The 24,440-nt window shown below is 47.6% G+C and carries 23 protein-coding genes; 7 read left to right on the forward strand and 16 right to left on the reverse strand.

Going from position 1 to position 24,440, the window contains the following annotated elements:
• Window positions 1-14 precede the first annotated feature (14 nt).
• From narH to NYE50_RS19970, 3 genes are all read right to left on the reverse strand, one after another.
• The gene (gene narH / locus NYE50_RS19960) at window positions 15-1,478 is read right to left on the reverse strand and encodes a nitrate reductase subunit beta (protein WP_159353548.1); all 1,464 of its coding nucleotides are present in this window, start codon (window positions 1,476-1,478) and stop codon (window positions 15-17) included.
• Window positions 1,468-5,154 carry a nitrate reductase subunit alpha gene (locus NYE50_RS19965; RefSeq protein ID WP_159353549.1) on the reverse strand — a complete coding sequence of 1,229 codons (3,687 nt, stop codon included), beginning with the start codon at window positions 5,152-5,154 and terminating at the stop codon, window positions 1,468-1,470. Before NYE50_RS19965 ends, narH begins: the two co-directional genes overlap by 11 nt.
• A gap of 176 nt (window positions 5,155-5,330) precedes the next feature.
• Window positions 5,331-5,807: a Crp/Fnr family transcriptional regulator gene (locus NYE50_RS19970; protein ID WP_159353550.1), complete on the reverse strand. Its 477-nt coding sequence runs from the start codon at window positions 5,805-5,807 to the stop codon at window positions 5,331-5,333.
• Between the two features lie 142 nt (window positions 5,808-5,949).
• Here NYE50_RS19970 and NYE50_RS19975 point away from each other — a divergent pair, with 142 nt between their 5' ends.
• Window positions 5,950-6,669, forward strand: a complete 720-nt coding sequence (locus tag NYE50_RS19975; protein WP_159353551.1) for a YwiC-like family protein — start codon at window positions 5,950-5,952, stop codon at window positions 6,667-6,669.
• A 30-nt stretch (window positions 6,670-6,699) separates the two neighbouring features.
• On the opposite strand, the gene NYE50_RS19980 is transcribed toward NYE50_RS19975, so the two are convergent.
• The 4 genes from NYE50_RS19980 to NYE50_RS19995 form a co-directional block, all read right to left on the reverse strand.
• The gene (locus NYE50_RS19980) at window positions 6,700-7,416 is read right to left on the reverse strand and encodes a Crp/Fnr family transcriptional regulator (protein ID WP_007407631.1); all 717 of its coding nucleotides are present in this window, start codon (window positions 7,414-7,416) and stop codon (window positions 6,700-6,702) included.
• A gap of 97 nt (window positions 7,417-7,513) precedes the next feature.
• Entirely contained in the window at window positions 7,514-8,704 is a 1,191-nt protein-coding gene (gene narK, locus NYE50_RS19985) for a nitrate transporter NarK (RefSeq protein WP_159353553.1), read from the reverse strand.
• 133 nt (window positions 8,705-8,837) lie between these two features.
• Window positions 8,838-10,508, reverse strand: a complete 1,671-nt coding sequence (argS, locus tag NYE50_RS19990; protein ID WP_014419127.1) for an arginine--tRNA ligase — start codon at window positions 10,506-10,508, stop codon at window positions 8,838-8,840.
• Entirely contained in the window at window positions 10,505-10,933 is a 429-nt protein-coding gene (locus NYE50_RS19995; RefSeq protein ID WP_014419128.1) for a DUF1934 domain-containing protein, read from the reverse strand. The genes argS and NYE50_RS19995 overlap by 4 nt, the downstream gene beginning before the upstream one ends.
• Before the next feature lie 291 nt (window positions 10,934-11,224).
• Between NYE50_RS19995 and NYE50_RS20000 the strand changes: the two genes are divergently transcribed.
• Window positions 11,225-12,370, forward strand: a complete 1,146-nt coding sequence (locus NYE50_RS20000; RefSeq protein ID WP_159353554.1) for a response regulator aspartate phosphatase — start codon at window positions 11,225-11,227, stop codon at window positions 12,368-12,370.
• Entirely contained in the window at window positions 12,354-12,473 is a 120-nt protein-coding gene (locus NYE50_RS20005) for a PhrC/PhrF family phosphatase-inhibitory pheromone (protein WP_129091332.1), read from the forward strand. The genes NYE50_RS20000 and NYE50_RS20005 overlap by 17 nt, the downstream gene beginning before the upstream one ends.
• Window positions 12,474-12,595: 122 nt before the next feature.
• Here NYE50_RS20005 and speB read toward each other — a convergent pair whose 3' ends face one another.
• Both speB and speE read right to left on the reverse strand, forming a co-directional pair.
• A complete protein-coding gene (gene speB, locus NYE50_RS20010; protein ID WP_007614448.1) occupies window positions 12,596-13,468 on the reverse strand; it encodes an agmatinase in 873 nt (290 codons plus the stop codon).
• Window positions 13,469-13,526: 58 nt separating this feature from the next.
• A complete protein-coding gene (gene speE / locus NYE50_RS20015; RefSeq protein ID WP_003151052.1) occupies window positions 13,527-14,357 on the reverse strand; it encodes a spermidine synthase in 831 nt (276 codons plus the stop codon).
• A gap of 199 nt (window positions 14,358-14,556) precedes the next feature.
• On the opposite strand from speE, the gene NYE50_RS20020 reads away from it, so the two are divergent.
• Window positions 14,557-16,629, forward strand: a complete 2,073-nt coding sequence (locus NYE50_RS20020) for a transglycosylase domain-containing protein (RefSeq protein ID WP_022553937.1) — start codon at window positions 14,557-14,559, stop codon at window positions 16,627-16,629.
• Window positions 16,630-16,653: 24 nt separating this feature from the next.
• Here NYE50_RS20020 and NYE50_RS20025 read toward each other — a convergent pair whose 3' ends face one another.
• The 3 genes from NYE50_RS20025 to NYE50_RS20035 all read right to left on the reverse strand — a co-directional run bounded on the left by NYE50_RS20025 (window position 16,654) and on the right by NYE50_RS20035 (window position 18,419).
• Window positions 16,654-17,085 (reverse strand): hypothetical protein, encoded by a 432-nt coding sequence (locus NYE50_RS20025; protein WP_022553938.1) that lies wholly within the window; start codon window positions 17,083-17,085, stop codon window positions 16,654-16,656.
• A 143-nt stretch (window positions 17,086-17,228) separates the two neighbouring features.
• Window positions 17,229-17,747, reverse strand: a complete 519-nt coding sequence (locus tag NYE50_RS20030; protein WP_021494785.1) for a YwhD family protein — start codon at window positions 17,745-17,747, stop codon at window positions 17,229-17,231.
• A gap of 12 nt (window positions 17,748-17,759) precedes the next feature.
• Window positions 17,760-18,419, reverse strand: coding sequence for a site-2 protease family protein (locus NYE50_RS20035; protein WP_003151043.1), 660 nt, complete (start codon window positions 18,417-18,419; stop codon window positions 17,760-17,762).
• Between the two features lie 105 nt (window positions 18,420-18,524).
• On the opposite strand from NYE50_RS20035, the gene NYE50_RS20040 reads away from it, so the two are divergent.
• Window positions 18,525-18,713 (forward strand): 2-hydroxymuconate tautomerase, encoded by a 189-nt coding sequence (locus NYE50_RS20040; protein ID WP_003151042.1) that lies wholly within the window; start codon window positions 18,525-18,527, stop codon window positions 18,711-18,713.
• Between the two features lie 37 nt (window positions 18,714-18,750).
• On the opposite strand, the gene NYE50_RS20045 is transcribed toward NYE50_RS20040, so the two are convergent.
• On the reverse strand, window positions 18,751-19,170 hold the full coding sequence (locus NYE50_RS20045; protein WP_007407650.1) for a MarR family winged helix-turn-helix transcriptional regulator: 420 nt from the start codon (window positions 19,168-19,170) through the stop codon (window positions 18,751-18,753).
• Window positions 19,171-19,538: 368 nt separating this feature from the next.
• On the opposite strand from NYE50_RS20045, the gene NYE50_RS20050 reads away from it, so the two are divergent.
• Window positions 19,539-20,933, forward strand: coding sequence for an amino acid permease (locus NYE50_RS20050; protein ID WP_050496158.1), 1,395 nt, complete (start codon window positions 19,539-19,541; stop codon window positions 20,931-20,933).
• A gap of 64 nt (window positions 20,934-20,997) precedes the next feature.
• On the opposite strand, the gene NYE50_RS20055 is transcribed toward NYE50_RS20050, so the two are convergent.
• From NYE50_RS20055 to NYE50_RS20065, 3 genes are all read right to left on the reverse strand, one after another.
• Complete coding sequence (locus tag NYE50_RS20055) at window positions 20,998-21,498, reverse strand: YwgA family protein (RefSeq protein WP_007407653.1); 501 nt, start codon at window positions 21,496-21,498, stop codon at window positions 20,998-21,000.
• 39 nt (window positions 21,499-21,537) lie between these two features.
• Window positions 21,538-22,839, reverse strand: a complete 1,302-nt coding sequence (locus tag NYE50_RS20060; protein WP_159353555.1) for an HD domain-containing protein — start codon at window positions 22,837-22,839, stop codon at window positions 21,538-21,540.
• 159 nt (window positions 22,840-22,998) lie between these two features.
• Window positions 22,999-23,223 (reverse strand): DUF1450 domain-containing protein, encoded by a 225-nt coding sequence (locus NYE50_RS20065; RefSeq protein WP_003151034.1) that lies wholly within the window; start codon window positions 23,221-23,223, stop codon window positions 22,999-23,001.
• A 202-nt stretch (window positions 23,224-23,425) separates the two neighbouring features.
• On the opposite strand from NYE50_RS20065, the gene NYE50_RS20070 reads away from it, so the two are divergent.
• Entirely contained in the window at window positions 23,426-24,199 is a 774-nt protein-coding gene (locus NYE50_RS20070; RefSeq protein WP_159353556.1) for an RsfA family transcriptional regulator, read from the forward strand.
• Window positions 24,200-24,440: the final 241 nt, after the last annotated feature.

Here is a 24,440-nt window from a genome sequence, read left to right on the forward strand (position 1 = left end):
TCATTTATGAAAAATTAGAAACAAGAGCCCGGGCCGCCTGAAAATGATAAGCCGCAGCTCCCTTGTTCAGCATATAAATCTGACACTTCTTCTCGATGGCTGCTCGGGATCACAAAGCGGTCATCATATTTGGCGATCGCCAGCAGCCGATACATGTCTTCAATTTGCTGTTCTGTTAAGCCGACACTGGAGATCAGTTCCGGATCGATTGATTTATTCGTCTGCACCGCCCTCATATACTGGCGCATGACAGACATTTTCTTTAACGTTGACCGAATATGATCCGTATCACCGGCCGTTAATAACTGCGCCAAATAGTCAATCGGAATTCTCATTTGGTCGATAGCCGGAAAAATCGCTTCCGCCGTTTGCCGGCTGCCTTTTCCTTCAAAGAGATTCATAATCGGGCTGAGCGGCGGAATGTACCACACCATCGGCAGCGTGCGGTACTCAGGATGAAGCGGCAGCGCAATCTTCCAGTCAATGATCATTTTATAGATCGGCGATTGCTGCGCAGCCTCTATCCATTCAGCCGGGATGCCTTGTTCTTTTGCCAGTTTGGCAATCTCAGGATCATTCGGATCAAGAAAAACGTCCAGTTGGGAATGATAGAGATCCTTTTCGTTTTCAACGGAGGCCGCTTCCTCCACTTTGTCCGCGTCATACAGCATGACGCCGAGATAGCGGATTCTGCCGACACACGTTTCAGAGCAAATAGTCGGCAGTCCCGCCTCCAAACGCGGAAAGCAGAGTGTGCATTTTTCCGCTTTGTTCGTTTGCCAGTTAAAATAGACTTTTTTATAAGGACAGGATGAGACGCAATATCTCCATGACCGGCATGCGTTTTGATCCACAAGCACAATGCCGTCCTCCTCGCGTTTGTACATGGCGCCGGACGGGCAGGAGGACACGCACGCCGGATTGATGCAGTGCTCGCAAATACGCGGCAGATACATCATAAAGACCTCATCGAATTCTGTTTTGATCGATTCCTCCATCTTTTGCACGTTTGGATCTTCAAGACCCGTAATATGCCCGCCCGCGAGATCATCCTCCCAGTTCGGGCCCCATTCGATATTCATAAAATCCCCCGTTAAGGACGATTTCGGGCGCGCCACCGGCTGGTGTTTTTTCTGCGGGCTGTTTGTTAATGTTTCATAATCATAGTTCCAAGGTTCATAGTAGTCATCAATCGTCGGCTGGTTCGGGTTATAGAAAAGGCCTGCAAGCCGGTTTGTTTTCGGGCCTGATTTCAGCTCGAGCTTTCCTTTTTTCAACGTCCAGCCGCCTTTATATTTGTCCTGGTCCTCCCATTGCTTCGGGTAGCCGATGCCGGGCTTTGTTTCTACATTATTAAAATACATATATTCCGCACCGGAACGATTTGTCCACGTGTTTTTGCAGGTGACGCTGCACGTGTGGCAGCCGATGCATTTATCCAAATTCATGACCATCCCGATCTGCGCTTTAATCTTCAAGCCAATCGACCTCCTTCAGCTTGCGGATGACGACATTCAGATCGCGCTGATTCCCCGTCGGACCGTAATAATTAAAGCCGTAGCTGAGCTGTGCGTAGCCCCCGATCATCTGGGTCGGCTTGACGTGAATCCTTGTCGGGCTGTTATGGGTGCCTCCGCGGTTATTCGTCAGTTTTGTGCCGGGCACGTTGATGTGGCGGTCCTGGGCATGGTGCATAAACGCCATTCCTTTAGGAATCCGGTGAGACAAAACCGCTCTCGCCACGACAACGCCGTTTCGGTTGAAGCATTCAATCCAATCGTTGTCTTTGATATCCGTGTCCTTTGCGTCATCTTTATTCATCCACACGGTCGGCCCCCCGCGGAACAGCGTCAGCATCGGCAGAGAATCAAAATACATGCTGTGGACGGACCATTTATTATGCGGCGTCAAATAATTGAGGACGATTTCTTTGCCCTCTTGATCAGGCCGCTTGCTTAGGAACGGACGATGCTGGAGGATCGGTTTAAATGTCGCCATCGTTTCACCGAATTCCATCATCAGTTCATGATCGACATAATAGGATTGTCTGCCGGTCAGCGTCCGCCACGGAATTAATTTTTCCACATTCGTCGTAAACGGCGAATACCTGCGCCCTCCTTTTTCTGAACCGGTAAAGGCCGGAGAGGTGATGACCGTTTTCGGCTGGGCTGTAATTTGCTCGAACGTAAAGCATTCTTCCTCGCGCTCTTCCGCCAGGTCTTTCAGCTTCAGGTTTGTGATGTGTTCAAGCGATTCCCATGCTTTCACGGCGACTTTTCCATTTGAGGTGGACGACAGGGTTAAAATCGCTTCCGCCGCCTGCTTCGCTTCACTTATATTCGGGCATCCTTTGGCAACGCTGTTTGAATCGGTTTCTCCCAGTCTCTGTTTGAGTGATTCATATTCATCCGCAATCGACCAGCTCATCCCTTTTGTTCCGCTCGGTTTTAAAGCCGTATGAGGGCCGAGCGCGGTCATTTTATGAAAAATGTGTTTGTAATCCCGTTCAACGACTTGGATGTTCGGCATCGTTTTTCCCGGAATGGCTTCACATTCGCCCTTGCTCCAGTCATTGATTTTGCCGAACGGCTGGGCCAATTCCTGCATGGTGTCATGGAGGAGCGGCGTCGCAACCACTTCTTTCACCGGCTCCATCTCGACTTCTTCCGCCAGATCGGAAACGGCTTTTGACAGTGCCTTAAAAATATCCCAGTCTGACCTCGATTCCCACGGCGCCGAGATGGCCGGAGCGAAAGGATGAATGAACGGGTGCATATCCGTGCTGCTGAGATCGTGTTTTTCATACCATGTCGCCGCCGGCAGCACGATATCGGAATACAGCGCCGTACCCGCCATTCGAAAGTCGAGATTGATTAACAAGTCGAGCTTGCCTTCCGGCGCCTGCTCCCGCCATTTGATTTCTTCAGGGCGGATGCTGTCGCTGTCGTCATTCATCAAACCGTTTGTCGTCCCCAGCAGATGCTTGAGAAAATATTCATGCCCTTTCCCTGAGCTTGAGATCAGATTTGCCCGCCATACGAAGAGATTTCTTGGGAAATTCACTTCATTGTCAGGGTCTTCAATCGCGAATTTCAGTTTCTTCTCTTGAAGCCGTGAGGCCACGTACGCACCTACGTCTTCAGGTGTCGCCGCCCCCGCCTTCTCAGCTTCTTTGTACAGATCAATGCCGTTTTGATTGAATGTCGGGTAAGACGGAAGCCACCCTAATCGCGCCGCCAGCACATTGTAATCGGCGTGATGCTTGTAGCGGGATGACGCAGCAATCGGTGATGCCAAATCGCTGATCGGCTGGTCCTCATAACGCCACTGATCTGTTGCAAAGTAGAAAAATGAGGTGCCGTTTTGCAGTTTAGGCACGCCTTCCCAGTCCTTTGCGGTTGCAATCGTCTGCCACCCTTCAGCCGGACGGAGCTTTTCCTGCCCCACGTAATGGGCCCAGCCTCCGCCGTTTACGCCTTGGGCGCCTACGAGTAAAACAAGATTTAACACCGCACGGTAAATCGTGTCGGAGTTGAACCAGTGGTTGATGCCCGCCCCTACGATAATCATGGATCTGCCGTCTGTATCGATCGCATTTTGGGCAAACTCCCTGGCAATCTGTATAACGGCTTCTCTTTTAATTCCCGTGATCTGTTCCTGCCAGGCAGGTGTGAACGGACGGGGATCATCATAGGATGCGGCTGATTGTCCGCCGATGCTCCGGTTCACGCCGTAGTTGGCCAATATCAAGTCAAACACGGTCGTGACATACGTTTCTTCACCATTCAGGTCCAGTTTTTTAATAGGAAGATTCCGCTCAAGCACTTTGTTTCCGTCATTTGAAAAATACGGAATGCGCACTGAGCCGATTTCGTCCTCTATTCCGAGCACGGAGAGACGCGGTTCAATCGGTTCCCCGGTGTCTTCATCGATCATGTGCAGATTCCATTTCTGCTGCCCGTCCCAGCGGGAGCCCATTGTGCCTTGCGGTATGGCAAACGCACCTGTCTGTTCATTCCAGACCGCCGGCTTCCACTGATCATTTTTTGTCTGCCGCCCGATGTCTTTCGCATGCAGAAACCGCCCGGCTGTATACACGCCGTTCTCTTTTGACAGAGTGACGAAGAATGGAAAATCGGTGTATTGCTTCGCGTACTCAATAAAACGTTCAGTTTCTTGGTTCACGTAAAATTCCTGCAAAATGACGTGACCCATCGCCATCGCAAGCGCCCCGTCAGTCCCTTGGCGGATACTCAGCCAGTCATCTGCGAACTTTGAGGATTCCGCAAAATCCGGGCTGATTGAAATGACCTTGGCGCCTTTATAGCGGGCTTCCGCCAGAAAATGCGCATCAGGCGTTCTCGTTAACGGAACGTTGGAGCCCCATGTGATGATATAGCCTGAATTGTACCAATCACTGCTCTCCGGAACGTCCGTCTGGTCGCCCCAAATTTGCGGGGACGCCGGCGGAAGATCCGCATACCAGTCATAAAAACTGAGCATTGGGCCGCCGATTAACGACATGAATCGCGAGCCTGACGCATGGCTGATCATGGACATCGCCGGAATCGGAGAAAAACCGACATTCCGGTCAGGCCCGTATTTCATCACTGTATACAGCAGAGAGGCTGAAATCAGCTTCAGCACTTCCGGCCATTCCGCGCGGACAAAGCCGCCTTTCCCTCTTGCCTGTTTATAGGACTTCGCTTTTTCAGGATTTTCGACGATCGATTTCCAAGCATCCAGCGGATTTTGATGCGCCTGCAATGCTTCCCGCCACAAATTGATCAGCACACCGCGCACATATGGATATTTCACACGGAGCGGGCTGTAGATGTACCAAGAAAAACTGGCCCCCCGCGGGCAGCCTCTCGGTTCGAAATCAGGCATATCCGGGCCTGTTGATGGATAATTCAAGTTTTGTCCTTCCCACGTGACAATTCCGTTTTTCACATAAATATTCCAGCTGCAAGAACCCGTGCAGTTGACGCCGTGGGTGGAGCGAACGACTTTGTCGTACTGCCATCTGTTTCTGTATACATTCTCCCAATCACGATCTTCGCTTGTCGTTTGGCTATGATGATTTGAATGATGTTCGATAGGAGAAAAATAGTTTAATCTCCTGAGCAACGGACTCATTTTCTTTTTCTTCATGATCGTTCACTCCTTCCGAGTCAGGTGATGCTATGTACACTATAAACAGAGACGGCGCATCACCTTGTGAACTATGTCACACACTCTGCTTTTTTCACAAAACGTTCACACAGAGCAGCAGGAAGGATTTTCAAACGATATGGGGACGCCCGCGTCATCAAAAAAACCGGTTCTGTTTAAGAACCGGGTTCGGCGTTTTCATCCTGTGATGTATGCAGATACCGCAAAAACAACTGATAGGAACAGAAGACATTTTGCTGAAGCATCGCCAAAAAGTTCATTTGCAGCCGCGGATGGTAAGACATCATTTGCTTAAATACGGAATATGGAATATGAAGTACAAGAATATCCGGTGAGGCATTGACTGAGATAAAAGGCGATAAATAGAGCCCGCCTTTTTCATCAATCGGAAACACATCGCCTTTTTCCCACAGCGCAACGGTTTGCGACCCTTCAGGGAGCCTGCTGTCCGTAAAACGGATATTGCCTTTTAATACAATATAAACGGATTGTGAATGAAGAAAGGATGGAGATTGGTCAGATGAGCCGCGGATAAACGTCCCGTTTTTCAGCAAGGTTTCGACAATGGACAGAGGCACTTCATTAAACATAGAAAGTTGTTTCAGAAATAATAAATAGTCACACTGATTCATAGGAAAGCCTCCTGTGCTAAGGATAGCTTTAGTGTAGCCCGATTGAGGCCGCGCGGCAGTGATGTATTTCACAGCTTGTATGATAAAAGTCACTTATCAGGAGAGTGTCTGCATTTATAATGAAATAAAAAGGAGGGTTTCGATGAAGGCGATGATTCCGAAGCAGCACGGCGCATGGGCGATGCTGCTGATTCCATTTTTACTCGGCATGGTCAAGGGAGGCCCGGTTTTCTGGCATATTCCGCTCTTTTTGGGCTGGCTGTTCCTTTACTTGACGGTTTATCCCGTTTCTCTCGCTTTGAAAAAGAAACAGCTTCAGCCCTATCAAAAGTGGATATGGTATTACGGTTTTCCCGCCTGCTGCTTTTTGATCATTTCTGTCTTTCATAAGCCGCAGCTCGTCTGGATCGGCGTTTTTTTATTGCCGCTGTTTCTCATACATACGCATTATGCCCGCCGAAAAAACGAGCGGGCGCTCACGAATGATATTGCGGGTGTTCTGTTCTTTTGTTCAGGCGGGCTTGCGAGCTGCTGGCTGGGGACGGGGACCCTTGACGGCTGGGCTTGGTTTCTATTCTTACAATCCGCTTTATTTTTTATCGGGAGTTCTTTTTATGTGAAGTCGGTCATACGGGAGAGAAAAAACAGAACCTTTGCATACTGGTCATGGGGATATCACCTCTTGCTCCCCTTTTTATCGGCTCTTCTCGGGGCAGGCTGGGCGTTTCTCGCTTTTATCCCAAGCAGTCTGCGGGCCTGGTTTTTTCACGGAAGAGACTGGCCGGTGAAAACGATCGGCATTCTGGAAATCGTAAATGCCAGCTTCTTTTTCGCCGTCATGTGTATATGTATCACAAGCTGAAAAACAAGGACACCGGCTGCCCTTGTTTTTTCAGTCAATATTGCAGATCTCAAGCGGACAATTTTCACACTCGATCTCGCATCGTAAATAGTCCCGCTTGTGCAAAATAATTTTTCCGGTTTCGTCTATCGAAATAACCCCTTGTTTGCGGAGGTCTCCCAGCATGCGGTTGACGCTCTCCCTTGCCGCCGCGCAAAACTTAGCCAAATCCTGATTTGTCAGCACAATGTTAATCAGAATCCCGTCGCTTCGTTCCACCCCGTAGCTGTTTGATAAGCGGATAAGGGTGGAATAGAGCGCCCCCTTTTTGCCGTGAAGAAGCAGGTCCCTGATTTTGGACTGGATTTTTCGAAGATGGGTGCTCATCCATTTCATAAATTCAAACGTCAAAACACCGTTTTGGATCAATTCCTTTTCCAGCTTGTTTTTATTAATGACGAGCACCTCGCCATCCTCTAACACTTTCGCACTGAGCATATATCTCGGCTCATCTGTGAATAGCGTCAATTCCCCGACAATATCGTTTTTTTGGCAGATTCTAAGCGTCAGGTCTTTTCCGTCAGACGTCAGCTTGCCGATTTCAATGAGTCCTGATTGAATCAGATAAAGCTCTTTTGCATCCATTCCTTCTTGAAACAAATAAGTGTGTTTTTTCATTTTCCTTTTCGTACTGATCGATTCCAGCAATTCATGCAGTTCGCGGGAAAGAAGTTCTTTATCAGATTTTCGGACAGAGAGAATATTCATGAGCTCACCTCGAAGAAAGTCACGTTGCGTATGTATATTGTAACGTGACTTGATTTGCACTCACCCAGAAAAAACTAACAATCTTGTGAATGGATCATTATGAATTGAGGCTCTGACTGTTTCTCTCCGTATGTGTTTTCATTCTTTCCTGCCAATACATCCAGATCACAAGAACAAAGCTGGCTAACGCGACCTCTGAAAGCGCCATAAACCCGATCGCGTATTGGCCTGTTGCCTGAAATACACTTGCCAGAATCAGCGGAGGGAAAAAACCGCCCAGTCCGCCCATAGCAGACACAATACCGTTGGCAATCCCCGCTTGCTTCGAAAAGTAGAAAGGCACCAGTTTAAATACCGTCCCGTTTCCAATCCCTGAGCAGACTGCCACTGTCAGCGATCCAAACGCATAAAGGCCGATCGTCGGGGAGAATGACAGCATGACGCCTGACAGCGTAAGCCCTGCGAAAACGAACATCATAATGCGGAGCGGGCTCAGTTTATCTGCAAGAAACCCCCCCACAGGCCTGAGCAGTGTAGAGACCGCAATAAAGCCGGCCGTCCGCAAACCGGCGTCCGCAGGGCTCAGCCCAAAATGCTCAACCAAAAAATTCGGAAGATAGATGGTAAAGGCGACAAAGGCGCCGAACGTAATAAAATAAAACAGGCTCAACATCCACAGCACATGATTTCGGTAAACGGCTTTCATTTGTGTCTTTATGGAAACTTTGACTTTCTTCTCATGCCGGTCGCCGAACAAAACGTGCAGTAATGCGAAAACAGCCAGCAAAACAAGATACATCTGCACGGTTGCTTTCCATCCCGCGGCTTGAGCGATAACCGGCGCCGCAAAGGTAGTAACGGCGGTCCCGATGTTTCCGGCACCGTAAATCCCATTGACGACACCGTGCTTTTCTTTCGGATAATATTTCGGCAGGGACGTCACTCCGATGGAGAATACCGCTCCTCCGATCCCTAAGAAAAAGCCGCCCGCGATTAAATCAAATAAAGAATCCGCGATACTGATCCAAAATACAGGAAACAAAAGCAGGATGAAGCTGATCATAAACATCAGCCGCGCGCCATACCTGTTCGTTAAATATCCTAAAGGAATACGGAGAAGCGATCCGAGAATAACGGGAATCGCCGTCACCAATGAAATCTCGCCTTTGCTTAAATGAATATCTGATGTCATTTGAGAAATGAGCGATGAAATCAGCACCCACACCATAAACCCTGCCACTAAGCTTAATGACTGCAACGATAATTGAATATGTTGACGATTGATCATTCGGCTTGCCCCTTTCACTGATTCAATATCAGTCTTATCATACAAAAACTCAGTGTGCGGGATTGTGAATTACATCACACGCTTTATATACAAAAAAAGAACAAAGCCCGAAGACTTTGTCCTTTGATCATCATTACATTTTTTCCGGAGCGGATACGCCGATCAGCTGAAGCGCATTGTTCAGCGTAATTTGCGTCGCCTTCATTAAAGCGAGACGCGCGCGGCTCTTCTCTTTATTTTCCGGATCGATGACTTTCTCCGCATTGTAGAAGCTGTGCAGAGCGGAAGCCAGATCATAAATATAGTTTGTGACACGGTGAGGAATGCGTTTTTCCGCCGCTTCTGCCACTGCCTCAGGGAAGCCGCCGATCGTTTTCAGCAGGTCATATTCTTTTTCTGATTGAATATGGCTGAAATCAAGATCTGCCGCCGGTTTAAGTCCCTGCTCCTCCCCTTGGCGAAGCATGCTGCAAATACGTGCATGTGCGTATTGCGCATAATACACAGGGTTTTCGTTAGATGTGGATACGGCAAGATCCAAGTCAAAATCCATGTGCGTATCAGCACTGCGCATCGCGAAGAAATAACGCACGGCATCCAAGCCGACTTCTTCAATCAAGTCGCGCATCGTTACGGCTTTCCCCGTACGTTTGCTCATCTTCATTTTTTCGCCGTTTTTGTATAAATGAACGAGCTGAATGATCTCAACTTCCAATGTGCCTTTCTTGTAACCGAGCGCTTCAATTGCCGCTTTCATACGCGGAATATACCCGTGGTGATCCGCGCCCCATACATTGATGAGCTTGTCGAATCCGCGGTCAAGTTTGTCTTTATGGTATGCGATATCCGGCAGCAAATAAGTGTATGAACCGTCTTTTTTGATCAGCACACGGTCTTTATCGTCGCCGAACGTTGTGGAGCGGAACCATGTCGCGCCGTCCTCTTCGTATACATGGCCCTTTTCGCGAAGCGCCTCGAGCGCCTGATCAATTTTTCCGTTTTCGTACAGTGACGTTTCAGAATACCATACGTCAAACGGCACGCGGAAATTTTCCAGGTCGGAGCGAAGTTTATCAAGCTCGTACTTTAAGCCGTATTCACGGAAAAACGCCTGACGTTCGCTCTCCTCTTCATGTACGAAACGGTCGCCGAAATCTTCGGCAAGCTTTTTCCCGATGGCGATAATATCCTCGCCGCGGTAGCCGTCTTCCGGCATCGGTTTCTCGAGACCGAGCGCTTCAAAATAACGGACTTCAACGGAAAGCGCCAGGTTGTTAATCTGGTTGCCTGCATCATTAATATAGTATTCGCGGCTCACATCATAGCCCGCTTTAGAAAGCACGCTGCACAGCGCGTCACCTACCGCCGCGCCGCGCGCATGGCCTAAGTGAAGATCTCCCGTCGGGTTGGCTGATACGAATTCGACCTGAATCTTTTCGCCTTGCCCGATGTTTGTCTCTCCGTAATGTTCACCCGCTTCAAGCACGGACGGAATCAGTTTTGTTAAGTAGCTGTTGTTCATGTAAAAGTTGATAAAGCCGGGCCCCGCAATATCCATCTTTTCAATGGAAGCTTTGCCTTTATCAAATGACGCCACGATCTCCTCAGCGATTTGTCGCGGCGCTTTTTTTGCGATTCTCGCCAGCTGCATCGCCATGTTTGTGGAATAATCACCGTGTGTTTTTTCTTTCGGCGTTTCTAACAGTACGCTTGGAATCTGGCTTTCTTCCGCCAGGCCCGCTTTCAGAACGGCCGCTTTGATCTCTTCCTTCAGCACGTCCTTCATCTGTTCCGCAATATTCATGCCTTTGTTTCCTCCTTATATTGGATCGTCATGTTATGTACATGTTCTTGGTTTTCGCCTACAGTCATGTTATATGTCATTTTGACGGAGCCTTCCGAACCGCCGACATCAGCTTGTATGTTTTTTGTTTCCGTACGGAGCTCCATTTGTCCGAACGGCAGTTTATATTGAGTGAGTGTCGATGCCCCCGGAATGAACCGCTGTTTCATTTGGATGGCGCCCGATCTCATCACGAGAATCTCTTTTTCTGTGATCTTAACGACCGTTTTAATCTTGCCCAAATCATGCTCTTCGTGATAGGAAAGATACGTTTTGCCGTTTCTCACGTAATAGAATCCACTCGATGTAAATTCAACCGACTCTTCTTCTGAGCCGTTGTGTATGAATGATTGCACATGAATGGCTACTGGTGTCTCCTGTCTCATGCTGACACTTCCTTTTCATCATCCCGCTTAACCTGAATAGTATAAGTTTTCAAGGGAAAAAGTTCAACCGCTTCCTCCTATCTTACCATCTTTGCTGATTGGTTTTGAAGATAAACATGATTTTTAAGGAAAATGAAAAAACCGGAAATCCCGGTCTGCGGGATAAATGCGGTTCCTTCGGCGGACGGCTTTGTCAACGGGGAAAAGTTTGCGGTATTTTTGCGCTATCCTTCCGAATGAAAATGATAAAATATGTCATATACATAACGTGGAAGGGAGGGATTCGGAATAGTGGCGAGTGTTTTATCGTCTTCAGCGGTTGGAGAAAAAATCAACGAATGGTATATGTACATTCGAAGGTTCAGCATCCCGGACGCCGAGTACTTACGGAGAGAAATCAAAGAAGAACTTGCAGGCCTGGAAGATGATCAAGATCTACATCTGTACTATTCTCTCATGGAATTCCGCCACAATCTGATGCTCGAATACCTCGAACCGCTGGAATCGCAGCGGATAGAAGAACAGCCGAGACTATCGGAGCTGCTCGCGGATATTGATAAAAAGCAGGCCCGGCTGACCGGACGTCTTGATTATTATTTTAATTTTTTCCGGGGGATGTATGAGCTGGAATGCCGTGAATATCTTTCAGCGATTCAGTTTTTTAAGAAAGCTGAAAGCAAACTGACGTACGCTAAAGATCATATAGAAAAAGCTGAATTTTACTTTAAAATGTCAGAAGTCTATTATTATATGAAACAAACTTATGTATCGATGGATTATGCGCGGCAGGCTTATTTCATTTATAAAGATGAAAAAAAATACAATATTAGATTAACCCAGTGCCATTCTTTATTTGGGGCTAATTATCTTGATGTAAAGCAATACGATCACGCGATTTCCCACTTTCAAAAGGCATATACGTTGGCTGAATTAGAGCAGCAGCCGCAATTAATGGGGAGAACACTTTTTAACATCGCTTTATGCCATAATAATCAAAACAATAAAGTCGAGGCTATTCCCCATTTAAAAGAAGCAATAGCTGTTTTTGCAAAAGCTCAAATGAGTCATTCACTTCCGCAGCCCTACTTCTTACTTACTCAGATTTATTTTAAGTTAGAAAATATAGATAACGCGTACGATTATCATAAAAAAGGTATCTCAATATGTAAGGAAATAGATGATATAATTTACGAGGAAAAATTTAAATTTTTGGAATATTTGTATATGCCGGATCCAAGAGATACATTAATAAACGATTGTCTGCATTTTCTTGAAAGTAAATTGATGTATGCTGATATTGAGGAATTAGCCCTTGATGTAGCTAAATATTATTACACAAAAGAAGAGTATAAAAAAGCTTCTGTCTACTTTTTAAAAGTTGAAGAAGCCAGACAGCAGATCGAAGGAGGAGTGAATTTATATGAAATTGAAGTATAAATTGCTTATAGTCTGTTTTGCTGTGAGTACGATATTAGTATCAGCAGGGATAATGAATAGCTTAACTCCTCATTATCATGTTTCTGAACGCGCCATGATCTGAATTTATAATGAAAGATTTCATTTTAGGTTTGCGGGGACAATCCCCTCGAGTGTTTTAATTTTTATTACAAAAAACCCGGAACAAAGGCTGCTTCTGCCCTGTTATTCCGGGTTTTCTTCTTTCTATTTCACAAACCCAAGCAGCATTTCACGAATCATCTTGCTTGCCGTGTTTGCGGTTTGTTCTGAGTGGTCATAGACCGGCGCGACTTCTACGAGGTCGGCGCCTTTTACGTTGACTTCTGAGCGTGCGATTTCATGGATGGACGCGAGCAATTCTTTAGACGTGATGCCTCCTGCGTCAACCGTGCCCGTTCCCGGCGCATGAGCGGGGTCAAGCACGTCGATATCGATCGTGACATAAACAGGGCGTCCCGCAAGCTGCGGCAGCACTTTTTTCAGCGGCTCAAGCACTTCAAACTTAGAAATGTGCATGCCGTTTTCTTTCGCCCATTCAAATTCTTCCTTCATTCCGGAACGGATGCCGAATGAAAATACGTTTTGCGGCCCGATGAGCTCGGCCGCTTTGCGGATCGGAGTAGAGTGGGAAAGCGGTTCGCCTTCATAATCCGTGCGCAGGTCGGTGTGCGCGTCAAAATGAATGATGGCAAGGTCCGGAAATTTCTTATACATGGCTTTTATGACAGGCCATGATACAAGGTGCTCCCCTCCCATGCCGAGCGGGAACTTTCCTTTTTCTAAAATGCTGTCCACGTATTCTTCAATCATATCAAGGCTTCTTTGCGGATTGCCGAACGGAAGCGGAATGTCGCCGGCATCAAAGAAATTCAAATCAGCCAAGTCACGGTCGAGATACGGGCTGTATTCTTCAAGACCGATAGACACCTCGCGGATTCTCCCCGGGCCGAAACGCGAACCCGGACGGTAGCTGACCGTCCAATCCATCGGCATGCCGTAAAGGATGGCGTCCGCCTCTTTCCAGTCGGGGCGGCTTGCGATAAATACTTTTCCTGAATATGCTTCATCAAACCTCATGATAAAACCCTCGCTTTCCTGTAAAAAAGCGCAAGATTCGCTCCTGCGCCGTACGTTTTTATTTGATTAAGTCGCTCACAAATTTCGGAAGAACAAATGCCGCTTTGTGAAGCTCTTTCGTGTAATATTTCGTGTCGATGTCAAAGAAACGGCTGTCCTCCACTTCAAGCGGATCGTACTTTTTAGAACCGATCGTAAATGTCCACAGGCCGCTCGGGTACGTCGGGATATTAGCCGTATACAGACGGGTGATCGGGAAGATTTCTTTCACGTCACGCTGTACGTTTGTAATCAGTTCCGGTGTAAACCACGGGTTGTCCGTCTGCGCGACGAAGATGCCGTCTTCTTTTAACGCCTTGGAAATTCCGGCATAGAAGCCTTTTGAGAACAGATTGACGGCCGGTCCGACCGGTTCTGTTGAATCAACCATGATGACGTCATACTCATTCTCTGATTTCGCGATGTGCATGAAACCGTCATCGACTCTCACGTCGACGCGCGGATCATCAAGCTTGCCCGCAATGGACGGAAGGAATTTTTTAGAGTATTCAATGACCTTGCCGTCAATGTCGACAAGCGTCGCTTTTTTTACGCTTGGGTGCTTCAGAATCTCTCTGATGACACCGCCGTCTCCGCCGCCGACAACGAGGACGTTTTCCGGATTCGGGTGCGTAAATAACGGGACGTGCGCAACCATTTCATGATAGACGAATTCGTCTTTTTCAGAAGTCATGACCATTCCGTCTAAGAACAGCATGTTGCCGAACTCTTCTGTTTCCACCATTTCCAGATGCTGGAATTCTGTCTGTTCCGTATGTAATGTTTGTTTCACCTTTAATGTAATGCCGAAATTCTTCGTCTGCTTCTCCGTATACCAAAGCTCGCTCAATTGTCATCTCCCTTTCAAGGCTTATTTCATTTATTGTAAGCGTCTGTATCGCTTTTATTCCGGTTAAAATCTCATTTTCACCTAAGGAAAAAGTATAGAGGATGGAGGGGAAAAAGTAAAGAAGTGTCCGGTTTGATATGTTTAAAAAACCCCCTTTTTTCACATAATAATAGAATCATGAAAAAGGGGGTTCCCAAAAGTGGATAAAGCATCTGGAAAACAGCTCAGAATCACGTTCAAAATCATCCGCGCCTGCATCTTTCTGACACTGATCGGCGGAATGCTGGCCGGCGTCTGCTTCACATCCGTTCTTCTTGCAGCGAAATGGCAGGGGGCCCCCTCCGTCCGGGTTCCTCAGTCTACGATTCTTTATGCAAATGACGGCTCAAAGCTAGGTGAGACCGATTTCGGGGAAAAGCGCTACTGGGTCCGGTTAAAAGATATCAATCCGATAGCGGTGCAGGCCGCCATTGCGGTGGAGGATCAAAACTTTTACAATCACCACGGTTTTGATTACCGGCGGATGGCTGCCGCCGCGCTGGCTGACATAAAGGCAATGGCCAAGGTTCAGGGCGCAAGCACCATCACCCAGCAATACGCGAGAAATCTCTACCTTGAGCATGATAAGACATGGAAACGAAAATGGAACGAAGCATTTTACACGATCCGCCTTGAACAGAACTATTCTAAAAACGAGATTTTGGAAGGTTATGTAAATACGATATATTACGGCCACGGCGCATACGGAATTGAAGCCGCCTCGCGCCTGTATTTCGGCAAACACGCCAAAGATCTGAACGATGCGGAAGCCGTGCTTTTGGCGGGCATACCGAAAGGCCCGTCCGGCTATTCGCCATATGTCAGCGAAAAGAAGGCCAAACAGCGCCAGGAAACCATTCTCCGACTGATGATCGGCCAAAAAATGATCTCAAAAGAAAAGGCGGAGAGGCTTAAGAAAACGCCGCTTGCCTATCAGCCGCTGAAAAACAGAACCGCGGCGAAAACGGCGCCTTATTTTTACGATGATGCGATGAAAGAACTCGGGAAAAAGCTCGGCATGACGCGCGAACAGCTGGCAACGAGCGGATTGCGTGTTTATACGACGCTTGATAAGCGCATGCAGCGGATTGCGGAAAACACTGTGGCACATACGATCCGTACCGGCTCTGACATTCAGGTCGGCTTTTCCGCGATTGATCCGGCAACAGGGCGCGTGCTTGCGCTTCTCGGCGGACGTGACTACGAAAAAAGCCCGTTTGACCGGGCGACACAGGCGAAACGGCAGCCGGCTTCCACGATCAAGCCGCTTTTGTACTACAAAGCGATTCAAAGCGGCTTTACACCGGTCACGCTGATGAAAAGCGAAGCCACAGAGTTCCAGATTGACGACAACGGAGATACCTATTCTCCAAGCAATTACAACGGCTACTACGCCAATAAACCGATTACGCTGCTTCAGGCGCTTGCGTTATCAGACAACATTTATGCCGTGAAGACCCACCTCTTTCTCGGCATGAATAAGCTCGTGTCGGCGGCAAAGGAATTCGGCATCAGCGAACATTTAAAGCCCCTTCCGTCTCTGGCGCTCGGAACTGAACCCGTGCGCCCGATTGAGATGGTTAATGCCTACGCGATGCTCGCAAACGGGGGAAAACAAATCACCCCTTCCTTTATCACAAAAGTGACGGATACCGCCGGCAACGTCTTGTATGAACAGCCGCGCGGACATCAGCAGACGCTTGATAAAAAAGCCGCTTTTGTGACGGCGAGCATGATGACGGGCATGTTTGATCAGGATTTAAACGGCTATACTTCCGTCACGGGACGCACCATTTCTGACCGGCTGACCCGAACCTATGGCGGTAAATCAGGCACGACGAGCGCAGACAGCTGGATGATCGGCTTTAACCCGGCTCTTGCCGCCGGTGTATGGACAGGCTATGACAAAAGCAGCACGATTGATTCAGTAGAAGAAAAAAGCTATGCGAAGACGATTTGGGCGGACTTTATGGAGAAGGCGCTCGAAGGAGAACCGGAAATAGCGCTTAAACCGCCGAAGGGCGTGACGGGCGTCTATATCGACCCCGCTTCCGGCTACACTTCGGGACCCGGCTGCGCCGCAAAGCATTATACGTATTTCATCGCAGGCACTGAGCCCGCGGATGTATGCTACGGACCGGAACCGTCTAAAAAAGAAAAGGAACACGCCCCCGCCCGCAAAGAAGCTCCGCGCAAAAAATGGTGGGATAAGTGGCTCGGCAAAAAAGACTGAGCCCGGTGCATTGCGCGCCGGGCTTTAATCCGCGTCTTCCTCAAGCACCCATGAGAGCAAGAGTGAAAAGTCGAGATGGATAATAGGGTCAGGAAAACCCTTCGGTATAAAAAATGTTGTACTCGGCAATGAAAACGAAAAGCGGATGTCTCCCGCCCACTCGATATGAAACTTCGGCCAGCCTTCCCTAAGCCTGCCGACAATCGGATAGCTGCCCGCATAATGATGCAGGCCGTTTTCCTTTCCATGCTCCCCCAAGTCGTGACAGACAGCCGGACGAATCCCAAACTGCGTAAACAGCCTTGTTTTCTCGGCGGGAAGGAGATTCACCGCCTCGGAAAAGTTCCGGCAGCTCCCGCAATTGCAGGGATCAGGCCATGATTTTTCGTATTGTTTTCTCGTTTCCGCCGCATCTGCTTCAATGACCCAAGGCCCGATTTCAAAGACGGTGAACATGATGAAACCTCCGCGTAAACATGAAAAACCCCGAGTCTTGGTTCGGCTCGGGACTTTCCATGTCCTGATTCTGTATCAACAGTTTACTCAGTACAATTGCAAAATAGTGCAAATATTTATAAAGTTCACAAAAAGTTCACAAATTATTTTTCTTCCGGAAGCAGACCTGTTTTCAATTCATCGGATGAACGTTCCCAGAGCCCTTGGTCATGCTTCTGCAGAAATTCAGCAAGCACCTGCTTTGAGCTGGCGTCCATTTTATCCACGACAATGCAGCGCTTCATTGATTTATCCATTAAATTCACATGCTCCGGCAATGACTTATAGCCTCTGCGGATACTTCTGTCCACGGTCATTTCACAAGCCGTCACACCCGCGTAATAAGGGCCTTCTTCTTTTCTGTCGATGGTGACCCACACGAGCCAGTACGGTTTTCCGTTCGGCACTTCATCTTTGTTCGGCAGGAATTTGATGCCTTTTTCAACGACACTGCGGGCATGCATTGCGCCGATGTCAACGAAGGCTTCCTTCTCTTCCACATCGACAAATACCGGAGAAATATTGTCAAGGCTCAGCGCCCCGGCGCCAAAACCGCCATGTCCGTCGGTCGGATCACTTTTAATAATATTAAATCCGATTGTTTTCTTCTTTTTTTCTTCCATGAAAATACCCTCCTACAAAAGCGGTTGAAATATAATGGCAAATACCTTGAGAATCCAGTCTCTCCCCTCGCTTAACAGCGGCCACACGACATAGGAGCCGACCGGTGTCACAAACAGCACGAGAAACACGATAATCCCGTAGCTCTCAAACTGAGTCATTTTGGCGCGCACCCGCGGCGGCACGAGATCCTCAATAATCCGGTAGCCGTCAAGCGGAGGAAGCGGCAGCAGGTTGAATAAACACAGCGCGAGATTCAGCTGAATCCAAATAGAGAAAAAGCGGTCAAGCCCCATGCTGAATGCAGAAAGCAGCTCCATTCCGTAAGCATGCATCAACACTAGCAAAAAGAAACCGATAAAGGCAAGAAGCAGGTTGCTTACAGGCCCGGCGACGGAAACCAGCACTCCCGCCAGCCGCGGTCTTTTAAAGGCGCGGCGGTTCACCGGCACCGGACGGGCCCAGCCGAAACCCGCGACCAAAATTAGAATCGTTCCGAAAACATCAAGATGTTTAATCGGATTGAGCGTTAATCTGCCCTGTCTCGCCGCGGTATCGTCTCCGAACCGATACGCGACATACGCGTGCGCCAGTTCATGCATCGTAAATGCCACGATCAGCGTAATCACGACATAGGGCATAAGCTCCAGCGGATAATATAAAAATCTGTCCAAATGTAAAAATCCCCTTTTTTAAAAAATGCAAGATTGTCCTTCATTCAGTATACTATAAGTGACCTCTCTTCCAAAGAGAGGAAACGATAAAGGAGGATCAGCACCATGCCGCTCGTAACCGTTAAAATGCTTGAAGGCCGCACAGATGAACAAAAACGGAATCTGGTTGAAAAAGTGACAGAAGCCGTAAAAGAAACGACAGGCGCAGCCGAAGAAAAGATCATTGTCATGATTGAAGAAATGAGAAAGGATCATTACGCCGTCGCCGGCAAACGGATCAGCGATACGGAGTAATCCTTGATAACTGCCGGCGCTGCTATGTCAGGCCGGCTTATTTCATTACTTTTTCAACGAGGCTGAAAAAGGTGTTCTTTTCTTCCTCTGTCAATGCTTCGAACAGCTCGTCAATGAGCATCTGCCGGTTTTCAATCATTTGCATGGCCGCCATTTTTCCCGATTCGGAAAGCGTCATCCATACCGTGCGCCGGTCTTCGTTATTTCTCGACCTTTCCACGAAACCTTCTTTTTCTAAATGATTCAGAGCGGTTGTCGTGGCTGAAGGCGATAATGTGACTTCCTGCAATATATCTTTAATCGTGCACGTGCCGTGCCGGTAAATAATCCTGAGAATAAATCCTCTGATATTGTTTATACTCTTCGGAATTGTCGCCTCATCAAGCTTTTTCGTGCTCTTTAAATATTTCGTGAGCGCGTAATCCAGTACATTTGCTTGCAATATATCGTGCTCCATGCAGAAACTCCCCATTTCAAGATGCATCCATCATCATTTGATTGTTTTTTATTACATTTTACTGATACCTCGCGGGGAAAGTCAAAATTTCGGCCGGAAAGCCCGCAACTTTTATCCTGCCCTATACAGACTATTATCTCCTACTTTTTCACCCATCCCTTTTATGCAATGCTGGTTTTATAGACATGATTCAGGTAAAATCATTAAGGGTGACTGCGTTTGACAGAAAGGATAATCTGATCGGATGCGGCAGACAATATGACTGGAAAAGAAACGGAACAGACGGGGAAACAGAACACAGGATTGTCGATTACACAGAATGTGACACGGGTAAAAGCCAAAGAGTCCCTCTTGGCTTTTGCTTTTGGATGGAGGGATGCGTGTTGCGGAATATCCTACAAAAAAAAGACATCACCCAGCTGCTTGAACAAAGCAGAAACAGGCAGACTGCCAAAACGATGGGTGGATTTGATTTAACATTACTGGGCATCGGCGCCGTCATCGGGACGGGCGTCATGGTTCTTACAGGCATTACGGCCGCGAAAAACGCCGGACCTTCCGTAATCTTTTCTTTTATCATTGCAGCCGTTGTCTGCAGCCTTGCAGCATTATGTTACGCCGAAATCGCTTCTGTTCTCCCGGTTTACGGAAGCGCCTATATTTACTCTTATACCACCATGGGAGAAATTGTCGGCCATTTAATGGGCTGGACGCTCTTATCCGTTTATATGGTGACGGCGTCGGCGGTGGCAAGCGGCTGGTCCAGTTATTTTAATAATCTGTTAGCCGAAATCGGCATGCCTTTGCCGGACAGTCTGCTGCACGTGCCGAGCCAGGGGGGCATCGTCAACCTTCCTGCCATCATCATTACTCTATTAATTGCCGTCGTTCTGTCACGCGGCTCCAAGGAGAGCAAAACCTTTAATAATGTAATGGTTCTCGTAAAAATCGGAATTGTTTTGCTGTTTATCATCACAGGAAGCTTTTTTGTGAAGCCGGGCAATTGGCATCCTTTTATGCCTTTTGGAATCAAAGGCGTGATTACAGGGGCTTCTGCCGTCTTTTTTGCGTTTCTCGGGTTTGACGCGATTTCCGCTTCGGCTGAAGAAGTCAAAAAACCGCAGCGCAACCTGCCGATCGGTATTATCGGTTCACTGGTGATCTGTACATTGGTATACGTGATCGTCTGTCTCGTCATGACGGGTATGGTTCCGTATTCACAGCTTAATGTGCCGGAAGCCATGTCTTATGTGTTACAGACTGTCGGACAAAACGCGGTGGCGGGCGTTATCGCTGCCGGTGCGGTGATCGGACTGATGGCCGTCGTTCTCGCCCATACATATGCGGCGACCCGTATATCTTTTGCGATGGCAAGAGACGGAATGCTGCCGAAAGTCTTTACCATTGTCGGAAAGAAATCGGGAGCGCCGATCTTTAATACGTGGCTGATCGGACTGATCAGCGCCTGCATCGCGGGTTTTGTTGATCTGAAAGAGCTGTCAGATCTCTCAAACATCGGCGCGCTATTGACATTTGCCATGGTCAGTCTGTCCGTGCTGATTCTGCGCCGCACCCATAAGGATCTGCCGCGGGGATTTAAAGTGCCTTTTGTACCCGTACTGCCGATTTTGGCCATTATCTGCTGTTTGTTTTTAATGGTCAATCTGCCGCTGAAAACGTGGCTTTATTTTGCCGTCTGGCTGATCATCGGCGTCATCGTTTACTTTTTATATTCGTACAAGCACAGCAAATTGAGACAATAAACAAAACCAGGCCCGCTTTATCGCGGCCTGGTTTTTTCATCAAAAAAGACGAAAGCCATCGCCTTTAACAAATGTGTTTCAGCTCTTCTATGTAGTGAAGCGCCTCATCATATTCTTCATCCGTATATTTCTGTTTGCTTTTTATCGTAAACACTTTCTCTTTCTTTTCCTCAGCTTCAAGACCGTCAAAATACAAAATCGTAGACACCAGCTCCAGAAACCGGGATGAGCGGCTGTTGACGCTGTCGATGTACTTCTTCATATCCGGCATCGTAAGCTCCGCATGATGTAAAAACTCGGCTCCCGTCTCCGTCAGCGAGTACCGGTATTGAAAGTAGCCGCCCTTTTTTTCCTTCACCTCATCCAGAAACCCAAGATTGCACAGCTCTTCAATTCGAAGCGTCAGTTCTTCGGAATACGGGCCGTAAAAATGAAAATCATATTTTTCGTAGAAAGGATACTGCATTTTCTTCGCGATATAAATGATTTTCTGCAGCTTTTTCCGCCCGATGATTTCTCCAGAATCCGAGAACACCTTCATCAGTTTTGCATGTTCTTTCAACAAATTCCCGACATCTCCTTTTCCTTCTTTACCAAAATCCTTTTATGTCAGTCCCAGCAGCTGCCGGATTTTTAATTTTGCTTCAGGGTTTTCTGAATCGTCACAAATGAGGTCCTTCGGATAGTAGAGCTTATGGTCCGTCCGGCGTTTGCCCGAAATGGATTCGACAATGGCGGACTGCCTGGACAGCTCTTTGATCTGGCCGTTCTGCGTTAACAAGTGAATCGGCAGACGCTCCTCCTCTTCACCCGGCCGGTAAAAATCATACGGCAGATCCGATGAAGAATCGACCACTAAATAATAATTGGGATCAATTCCCGCCTCTTTAAACAGAGCGGTCAGTTCAAAATAAGCCGACATTTCCTCATTGGGGTTAAATTCGGCATATTGAAACAGCTGGCGGTTAATGAAGCGGCGGCACAAGTCGGACAGAATCGGGTCCTCTTCTTCCTCCCAAGCCTGGAAATAATATAAAATGATGGCTTCATCAAGCTTCAGATAATCCGCAAGCGTCAGCTTCCCTTCAAAAATGGAATAAAAATGAACGGGAGCATGCGTGAATATATACCCTTCTTCATGGAGCTGCTTCGCACGGTGGAGAATTTTCGTCAAAATGACTTCAGCGCTTCTCGTCACGGGATGAAAATACACCTGCCAGTACATTTGATAGCGGCTCATAATATAGTCTTCGACGGCGTGCATGCCGCTTTGCTTAATGACGATCTGGTCCTCTCGCGGACGCATCACCCTTAAAATCCGTTCCATATCAAAATGTCCGTAGCTGACGCCCGTATAGTATGCGTCCCGCTGAAGGTAATCCATCCTGTCGGCGTCAATCTGGCTCGAAATCAGGCTGACCACCTGTTTGTTTTTGTATGTTTTGGCAATGACTTCAGCAACATCCTGCGGAAATCCCGGTCCCGCCTTTCTGAGAACCTGATTCACCTCGGTGTCGCCGAGAATGATTTCCCTCGTATAGTCTTCATGATCCAGATGAAAAACCTTTTCAAAGGAATGCGAAAACGGCCCATGTCCCAAATCGTGCAAAAGCGCGGCGCTGAGACAGAGTTCGCGTTCATTGTCATCCCATTCAGGACGCCCTTTAAAAACATCATCAACCATTCGTCTGACAATCTCATAGACGCCGAGAGAATGGTTAAAACGGCTGTGTTCCGCGCCGTGAAACGTCAAATACGTCGTACCGAGCTGTTTGGTCCGGCGCAGCCGCTGAAATTCACGGGTGCCGATCAAATCCCAGATCAGCTTGTCCCGCACATGAACATAGCGGTGAACGGGATCTTTAAACACTTTTTCTTCTGATAATTTTCCGTTTGGATACGCCATCGTCATTCCCTCTTTTTTTTAGCCGTGATTCTATTATATCGGCTCTGTAATTTGAAAACATCCTTGAATTTGTCCGGCGTTTTGTTCCAGTTTTCCGTCATTGATTTTTTGAAGCAAAAAAGCCTGACCCATCGGGCGAGGCTGTCGTAAAATACACATTTACTTTTTGATCTTCTTTTTCACTTTCTCAATCAGCTCGTCCTCAGTCGGCGCCGACAGCGGGCGGTTGTTTACGAAAGCAAACGATTTTTTGCGTCCGGGCCCGCAATATGACTGACATCCGACCTCCACTTTTGCATCCGGGTCAGCTTCTTTCAAACGCGGCAGCAAAGTCTTAATATTGGTGGCCTGGCAATCATCACACACTCGGAATTCATTAGCCATGATGTACGCTTCCCTTCATTCAATGTTCCTCTATGTTAAATCTTAATTTTAAAAACGAAAAAAATCACATCACATCTCATTGTACAAGGATTCATCTTATCCTGCAAGGCTCTGCGTATCTCTCATTCTTTCAGCCAATTTGTATAAATATTTTCCAATCTGGACATTCTAATACCATCAAAGATATTGGGGGTTGAGAACATTGACAAAACAAAGACAGGACGCCTGGTCGGAGGAAAATGACCTGCTGCTTGCGGAAACCGTGCTCCGTCACGTTCGGGAAGGAAGCACGCAGCTGAACGCCTTTGAAGAGGTAGGCGATAAATTAAACAGAACGTCGGCAGCGTGCGGATTCAGGTGGAATGCCGTCGTCCGCCATCAATATGAAAAAGCGCTTCAGCTTGCCAAAAAACAGCGGAAACAGCGGATGCGCGCGCTCGGAAACGGCCAGCCCGCCAAGAAGAAACTATTATACCAGCCGCCTGCACCGGATGCGGACATCATGCAGGAAACCGCAGCCGAAGAGACGGTTCAAACGGAAGCGCCAAAAGAGGATCGGCAAGCCGTCATGTCCGGCGAACATATGCCTTATGTCGATGAAAGCTTCAAGGAAGAGTTAGCTAGTTTATCACATTTGCTGGCGCCTCAGCAGCCGAGCCAAAAGGCGGAGCTCACAATGGCAGACGTCATTCAATTTCTGCAGAGCTATGAAGGCAGCGGAAAGCAAACTTCCGCCCTGCAAATGGAAAATGACCGTTTAAAACGGGAAAACCAAGAACTTCAGTCTAAAACCGAGCAGCTGGAAGCGGCCGTCGAAAAGCTTGAAAAAGATCAAAAAACCATTCAGGAAGACTACGAAACCTTGGTGAAAATTATGAACAGAGCCAGAAAACTAGTTTTATTTGAAGACGATGAACTTGCCTCTCCGTCCTTTAAAATGGACCGGAACGGCAATTTAGAAAAAATGGCCGAATAACGGAAAAACCCCTTTCCTTGTCATGGAAAAAGGGGTTTTTGCCATTTGTCAATGACGCGAATCCTGATCTATATTAATGTAAACATTGTTCAGGAGGCCTTCTTTCCGCAAGGGCTGCGCATCTCGGTCCCCGCCCGCACATAAGCATAAAGATTCAATTCCTCATCCCAAATGGTTCTTGGGAATTATTGATCGATTAGCTACTGTGCAATACACTGTATAGAGAATACAATTATTAGAT

Origin of the sequence: Bacillus sp. EU55 (assembly GCF_038005925.1) — a bacterium.
GTDB lineage: Bacteria > Bacillota > Bacilli > Bacillales > Bacillaceae > Bacillus > Bacillus velezensis.